Genomic DNA, 5,433 nt, shown 5'->3' with positions numbered 1-5,433 from the left:
GCCAGGCCGCAGCCCTACAACTCAATTGATCACAAAAGTCGGGCTGGAGTACTAGCGCCTCCTCGGGCGCCTCTGGCAAGGTCCCGCTCCAGTTCCGCATATCGCGGACGCTGTCCTGAACTCGGATCGCCCCGGTTCGGCGAGTTGAACCGTTTTACATCAGTAGTAGTTTTACATCAGTAGTAGGAATATCCCGCACGCGGCGTCCGGGTCCCAGTGGTCAGCCGGATTGCTGGGGCCAGAACGTCCGCGCCGCCGGCGGCCTCACCTGACCCCGCCGGCAGGTGCCGCCTCAGAGCACCGCGGCCCGGCTCGGTGCGGCCAGTGCGCCTGGTGCGGCGGTCGGGGTGAGGACGGCGGCGAGGAGGCCGGGGAAGCGGGCCTCCAGGTCGTCGTGACGGATCGTGACGGATCGTCGGCGTCCCTCGGCCACGGTCGTCGTCAGGCCGGCCTCGCGCAGGACGCGGTAGTGGTGCGAGACCGTCGGCGGGCTGACGTCAACCCCGCTGGCGACGGTGGCACAGTCGACCAGCCCGGAGCTGGCGTACATCCCCCGCAGCAGGGTGAGCCGTACCGGGTCGGCGAGGGCGGCGAGCACCGTGACCAGGTCGATCGAGTCGCGGCTGGGCTGCGGGAGCTGTCGGGACATGGCGGACCGCCCGACTCAGACGCGCTGTCGGTCGATACGAACTTCCAAATACTTTGACATTCATCGAAGCGTACCCCTAGCCTCGACGCTGTGACGATTCGACAAGCATCGAATGACATGCCACCCGACACCGGCGGGGAGGCGCTGCGGGGGTGGCAGCTCGGCCTGCTGGCGGCCGGCACGTTCACGCTCGGTGTCGACGCGTTCGTCCTCGCCGGCCTGCTCCCCACGATCGCCGACGACCTGCACGTCCGGATCTCGACGGCCGGCCAGCTCACCACCATCTTCTCAATCACCTACGCGGTCGGCTCGCCGGTGATCGCGGCCCTCACCGGCCGCTGGGACCGGCGGGTGCTGCTCGGCGCCGGCCTCGCGCTGTTCCTGCTCGGCATGGCCGGCCAGGCGCTCGCCCCGTCCTACGCCGTGATGGCCGCCGGCCGCGCCGTCGCGGCCATCGGCGCGGCCGCGTTCCAGTCGAACGCCTATGTGATGGCCGGGGTGCTGGCCGGCCCGGAGCGGCGCGGCCGGGCGCTGGCCGCCGTGACGGCGGGGACATCACTGTCCACGGTGCTCGGCGTCCCGTTCGGTGTTCTGGTCGGGCAGACGTTCAGCTGGCGAGCCGTGCTCTGGACGATCGCGGCCCTCGCAGCGGTCACCGCCGTCCTGGTACCGCGGCTGCCGAAGGCCCACGTCCCGCCGACGAGCCTGCGTACCCGCCTCGGCGTGCTGATCCGGCCCCCGGTGCTGGTCCTGCTGGTCACGACGGTGCTTGTGGTGGCGTCCTCGCTGCTGCTGGTCATCTACCTGCCGGTCGTGCTCGGGATGGATGAGGGCGACCGGCGCCTCGTGGTGGTCCTGCTCGCCTTCGGCGTGGGCAGCATCGCGGGGAACCGTCTGGTCGGCCGGCTCGTCGACAGCCGCGGCGCGCTGGGGGTGCTGCTGGTCGGGATGGCCGGTGTCGGCGTCTCGTACGCGGTGATGGTGGGGGTGCGGACGTGGTTCGTGCCGGCGCTGGCCGTCGCGGTGGCGGTGGGCGCCTTCGGCGGGCTGACGATCACCCCGCAGCAGCACCGACTGTTCGCCGTCGCCCCGGACGTCTCCACCGTCGCCCTCGGGCTGAACGGCTCCGCCATCTACCTCGGCGCCGCGCTCGGCGCGGCCCTCGGCGGGGTCGCCCTCGACGCGGTCGGCGCCTGGGCGGTCCCCGCCACCGCAGCGCTCCTGGCAGCGGCCGCCCTCGCCCTGATCGTGCTCGGCGCCCCGGAGCGACGCTCCCGCTCCAGGGCCATCCAGCCCGCGCCCTTGCCCACGCGACCCGCCACTCCCCCGATGACACAGGTTGGCGTGGCGGCCTCCACCGCGTCGGCCGCATCGACGACACCCTGCAGCGACAACATCGGCCCTGGCTCGCGGCCGTGACAGGGCTGGCCGGGAACCGGCCTGGCACCGCGACCCCGACGGCCAGTTCCAAAGCGGAGCGCGCGAGGTCGGACTGTCAACGCTGGACCTCCGACCGCCGGCGACCACATGCGAACAACGCCCTCCGGCTCGGACCATCGTCTAAGATAGCGGCCTGACTGCACGCTTACCGATCGATTCGTAGCGATTCGACGGGAAGGGGCTCCTGGCAGCGCCGATCGACGACGTTAGGGCAACTATGCTGATCCGCTTCCAGGTAAGCAACTTCCGCTCGATACTGGGCAGCGCCGAGCTCTCCATGATCGCGGTCGATCGGGATCGCGAAGCGGCCCGCCCTGCGGAACTGCTGGGCGAGAGCATCCTCACCGTATCCGCGATCTTCGGCCCCAATGCGTCGGGAAAGTCCAATGTCATCGCGGCGTTCGACTGGCTTCGGGAGGCCGTCCGAGACTCCCTTCGATCCTGGGATGGCGAGATCCCCATCGACCCTTTCGCGTTCGACGACGGTCCGACCAGGCCGTCCGAATTCGTCGTCGACTCCCTCGTCGATGGGGTGCGGTTCGAATACGTACTGGAACTGGACCGCAGCGCCGTCCACTACGAGGGGCTTTTCCACTATCCAGAGAAAAAGCGTCGCCGAATCTTCGAGCGAGACGGCTCCGACCTCAAACTGCAGCGAGGCCTCGGCGGGCTGTCGGGAACGCGGGAGCTTCTCACCAGCGTCACACTGGCCTTGTCCGTCGCGCACCGGTTCAACGAGCCACTCGTCTCGAAGTTCGTCCGAAATCTTATCCGGGCGCAGGTTTTCGGGCCGCAAGGATTTCTGCTCGCAAGAATTGGTGGAGGACTCCGGCCCGCCGGCACCCTCTCCACCGTTCGCTGGTTCGACGAACAGCCAGAAGGCGGCAAAAAGGATCCGGGCGGCGACGCGAACGAAAAGGCCACCGACCGCGCTCAGGCACTCGCGCTGCTGCGCATGGCCGATCTGGGAATCGTTGACGTACTCGTCGAGGATCCGGTTCATTTTCCGATGCCGCCGGACGGTTCCGAGCCGCCTCGCCCTCGGCCCCGGCGGCGAGTTCGCCTTGTCCACGAGGCCGGGGACGAGAGGGCGCCGCTGAACTTCGTGGCCGAATCCGAGGGCACGCGCGCCTGGTTCGAGTTGATTGGACCGACCCTCTACGCACTCCGGTCCGGAACGCTGATCTTCTTCGACGAACTGGACGCGAGCCTCCATCCGACCCTGTCCGCACAGCTGATCGAGCTGTTCCATGATCCTGCCACGAACCCCAAAGGCGCACAACTGATCTTCACCTCCCACGACACCAGCCTGCTGAACCATCTCAATCGGGACGAGGTCTGGTTGACCGAGAAGAGCCGGTCGGGCGCGACCCGCCTCGGCGCGCTCGCGGATTTCGCCGGCGAGCGGGTCCGGAGGTCCCAGAACCTCGAGAACGCCTATCTCCACGGCAGATTCGGAGCGCTTCCCGACACGGACCGTACGGAGCTACTTCGCTCACTCGGTCTCATCGGTTAGCCTCGTGACTTCCAGGAGATCCCAGCCCACGCCACTGAGGCGAAAAACGCAGATCAGGCCGGAGAAGAAGACTATCGTCGTCTTCTGCGAAGGCAGAAGGTCGGAGCCCGACTACATCCGCGGTTTAAAGAGGATCTCAACGGTGGCGGCCAACGCCGCCATCAGGATCGAGATCGTGGTGGCCCCGGGGGTTCCGGCGACGCTCGTCCGCCGGGCGGTGGAGAAGGCCAGGGACCCCGAAATCGACGAATGCTGGTGCACCTTCGACGTCGAATGGCCGACGAATCATCCCAATCTGAAACAGGCGGTGAGCCTCGCCCGGGAGAATGGGATCAGGCTGGCGATCTCGAACCCCTGTTTCGAGCTCTGGCTCGTGCTGCACTTCGAGGACCACAGGAGGTTCTCCGACAACGCCACGATCGAGCGCCGGAGCAGGGAGCTCGACGGGAGGAGCGGCAAAGGGATCGATCCCGCGGTGTACATGCCACGAAGGTGGGAGGCCGTGGAACGCGCTCGGGCGCTGGAGGCGATGCACCTGCGGAACAGTGTCCGGTTCCCCGCCGACAACCCGTCCTCGTCCATGGCCGATCTTGTGATCGCGACCGGCGGCCAGGCCGCCGCGCCCGATTACTCCGAATCTCGAGGAGACGGTCCAGGCCGACGTGGAGTGCGCTCGAATCGCTAGCCAGGCGCTGCCCAACCGGTGCGTCTACTACGGCCGTTCCGTGGAGGATCCGCCCTGGACTGTCACGACGCGGCCGCTGACGCGACGGTCGAGCGGGTCGGCGCCGCCGGGGATGAGCTAGGCGGCGCCGACTGTGCCTCGATGGAGCGGGTGACGTCAGGCGGTCAGGCGCACTGGCCGGAGCGAGGTCCGGTCGCGGTGTTGCCGTCCTGCCGCAGGGTCGGCTGATTGCCGCTGCAGCTCAGGGGGCCGGTGACGCGGTTGCCCGTGAACGTGGGTGTGGGTGCGCCGCTGTTGCCGGTGATGCGCACCGGGCCACTGACCGTGTTGCCCGACGCGGTGAAGCCACCGGTGTTCCCGTCCACCGTGAGCGGACCGCTGATCGTGTTACCGGCGCAGGACGGCGCGCCGCCGACAAGCACGTAGCCGCTGCTGCCCTGGATCGACACCGGGCCGGCGAACGCCGCCTGGCAGACGCTGATCGCCAGCGCCCCGTCGGAACTCAACGGGCCGGCGACGGTGGCACCCGTGACGGCGAGGGCTCCGCCGGCCTTCACGGTGACCGGTCCACTCTGCCGGCCGCCCGGGCCGAGGCACAGCGACTGACCGGCGGTGACCGTCAACGGGCCGCTGCGGCTGCCGGTGACGCAGGGCTCGCTGAAGCTGACCGTCACGGTGGTGGTCGCGCTCTGGCCCGGTGCGTGCGCCGCGTCCCCGCCGTAGCTGGCGGTGATCGTGTGCGGGCCGGGCCGCAGGCCGGTGATGCCGAGTCCGGTCTGCCCGCCGTCCAGCGTCGCGGTGCCGAGGGGGACCTCGCCGTCGAGGAAGGTCACCGTGCCCGTCGGGGTGCTCCCGGCCGGACTCGTGACGGCCGCCGTCAGGGTGACCGCGTGGCCGAACAGCGGCGTGGGGGTGCTGGCGGACAGGGAGACCGTGCTCGCCCAGCGGAACGACACGGTGGCGTGGCCGTTGCCGTGGTTGACGCCCGCGGTGAGCGTGACGTCGGTCAGGGACGTGGCGGCGTAGCCGCTGCCACCGCCACCGCCGGCGCCGGAGAAGTTGCCCGGGTCACCCCCGCCCTGGGCGGCGCCGCCGCCGTCGGCCAGGGCGGCGGTCCGGCGGGCTCCGGTGCCGCCGGACCGC

General features: G+C 69.6%; 5 protein-coding genes. 3 read left to right on the top strand and 2 right to left on the bottom strand.

What is annotated here, in order from left to right:
• Positions 1 to 292: 292 nt before the first annotated feature.
• Positions 293 to 649, bottom strand: coding sequence for an ArsR/SmtB family transcription factor (locus C1A33_RS19395; RefSeq protein WP_101832871.1), 357 nt, complete (start codon positions 647 to 649; stop codon positions 293 to 295).
• 117 nt (positions 650 to 766) lie between these two features.
• On the opposite strand from C1A33_RS19395, the gene C1A33_RS19390 reads away from it, so the two are divergent.
• The 3 genes from C1A33_RS19390 (at position 767) to C1A33_RS19380 (ending at position 4,290) form a co-directional block, all read left to right on the top strand.
• Positions 767 to 2,068: an MFS transporter gene (locus tag C1A33_RS19390; protein ID WP_101832870.1), complete on the top strand. Its 1,302-nt coding sequence runs from the start codon at positions 767 to 769 to the stop codon at positions 2,066 to 2,068.
• 238 nt (positions 2,069 to 2,306) lie between these two features.
• Entirely contained in the window at positions 2,307 to 3,605 is a 1,299-nt protein-coding gene (locus C1A33_RS19385; protein ID WP_101832869.1) for an AAA family ATPase, read from the top strand.
• A 4-nt stretch (positions 3,606 to 3,609) separates the two neighbouring features.
• Positions 3,610 to 4,290 (top strand): RloB family protein, encoded by a 681-nt coding sequence (locus C1A33_RS19380; RefSeq protein WP_101832868.1) that lies wholly within the window; start codon positions 3,610 to 3,612, stop codon positions 4,288 to 4,290.
• A 164-nt stretch (positions 4,291 to 4,454) separates the two neighbouring features.
• Here C1A33_RS19380 and C1A33_RS19375 read toward each other — a convergent pair.
• On the bottom strand, positions 4,455 to 5,433 hold a 979-nt coding region (locus tag C1A33_RS19375), incomplete at its 5' end, for an Ig-like domain-containing protein (RefSeq protein ID WP_133150737.1).

The sequence above is a fragment of the Frankia canadensis genome, from assembly GCF_900197875.1.
GTDB lineage: Bacteria > Actinomycetota > Actinomycetes > Frankiales > Frankiaceae > Frankia > Frankia canadensis.
The sequence above is the reverse complement of the archived record's forward strand: the minus strand, read 5'-3'. Positions and strand labels throughout refer to the sequence as shown.

What these genes read in the sequence shown, in the direction of transcription:
- C1A33_RS19395 (WP_101832871.1), bottom strand. Translation starts at nt 649, where the DNA reads ATGTCCCGACAGCTCCCGCAGCCCAGCCGCGACTCGATCGACCTGGTC.
- C1A33_RS19390 (WP_101832870.1), top strand. Translation starts at nt 767, where the DNA reads ATGCCACCCGACACCGGCGGGGAGGCGCTGCGGGGGTGGCAGCTCGGC.
- C1A33_RS19385 (WP_101832869.1), top strand. Translation starts at nt 2,307, where the DNA reads ATGCTGATCCGCTTCCAGGTAAGCAACTTCCGCTCGATACTGGGCAGC.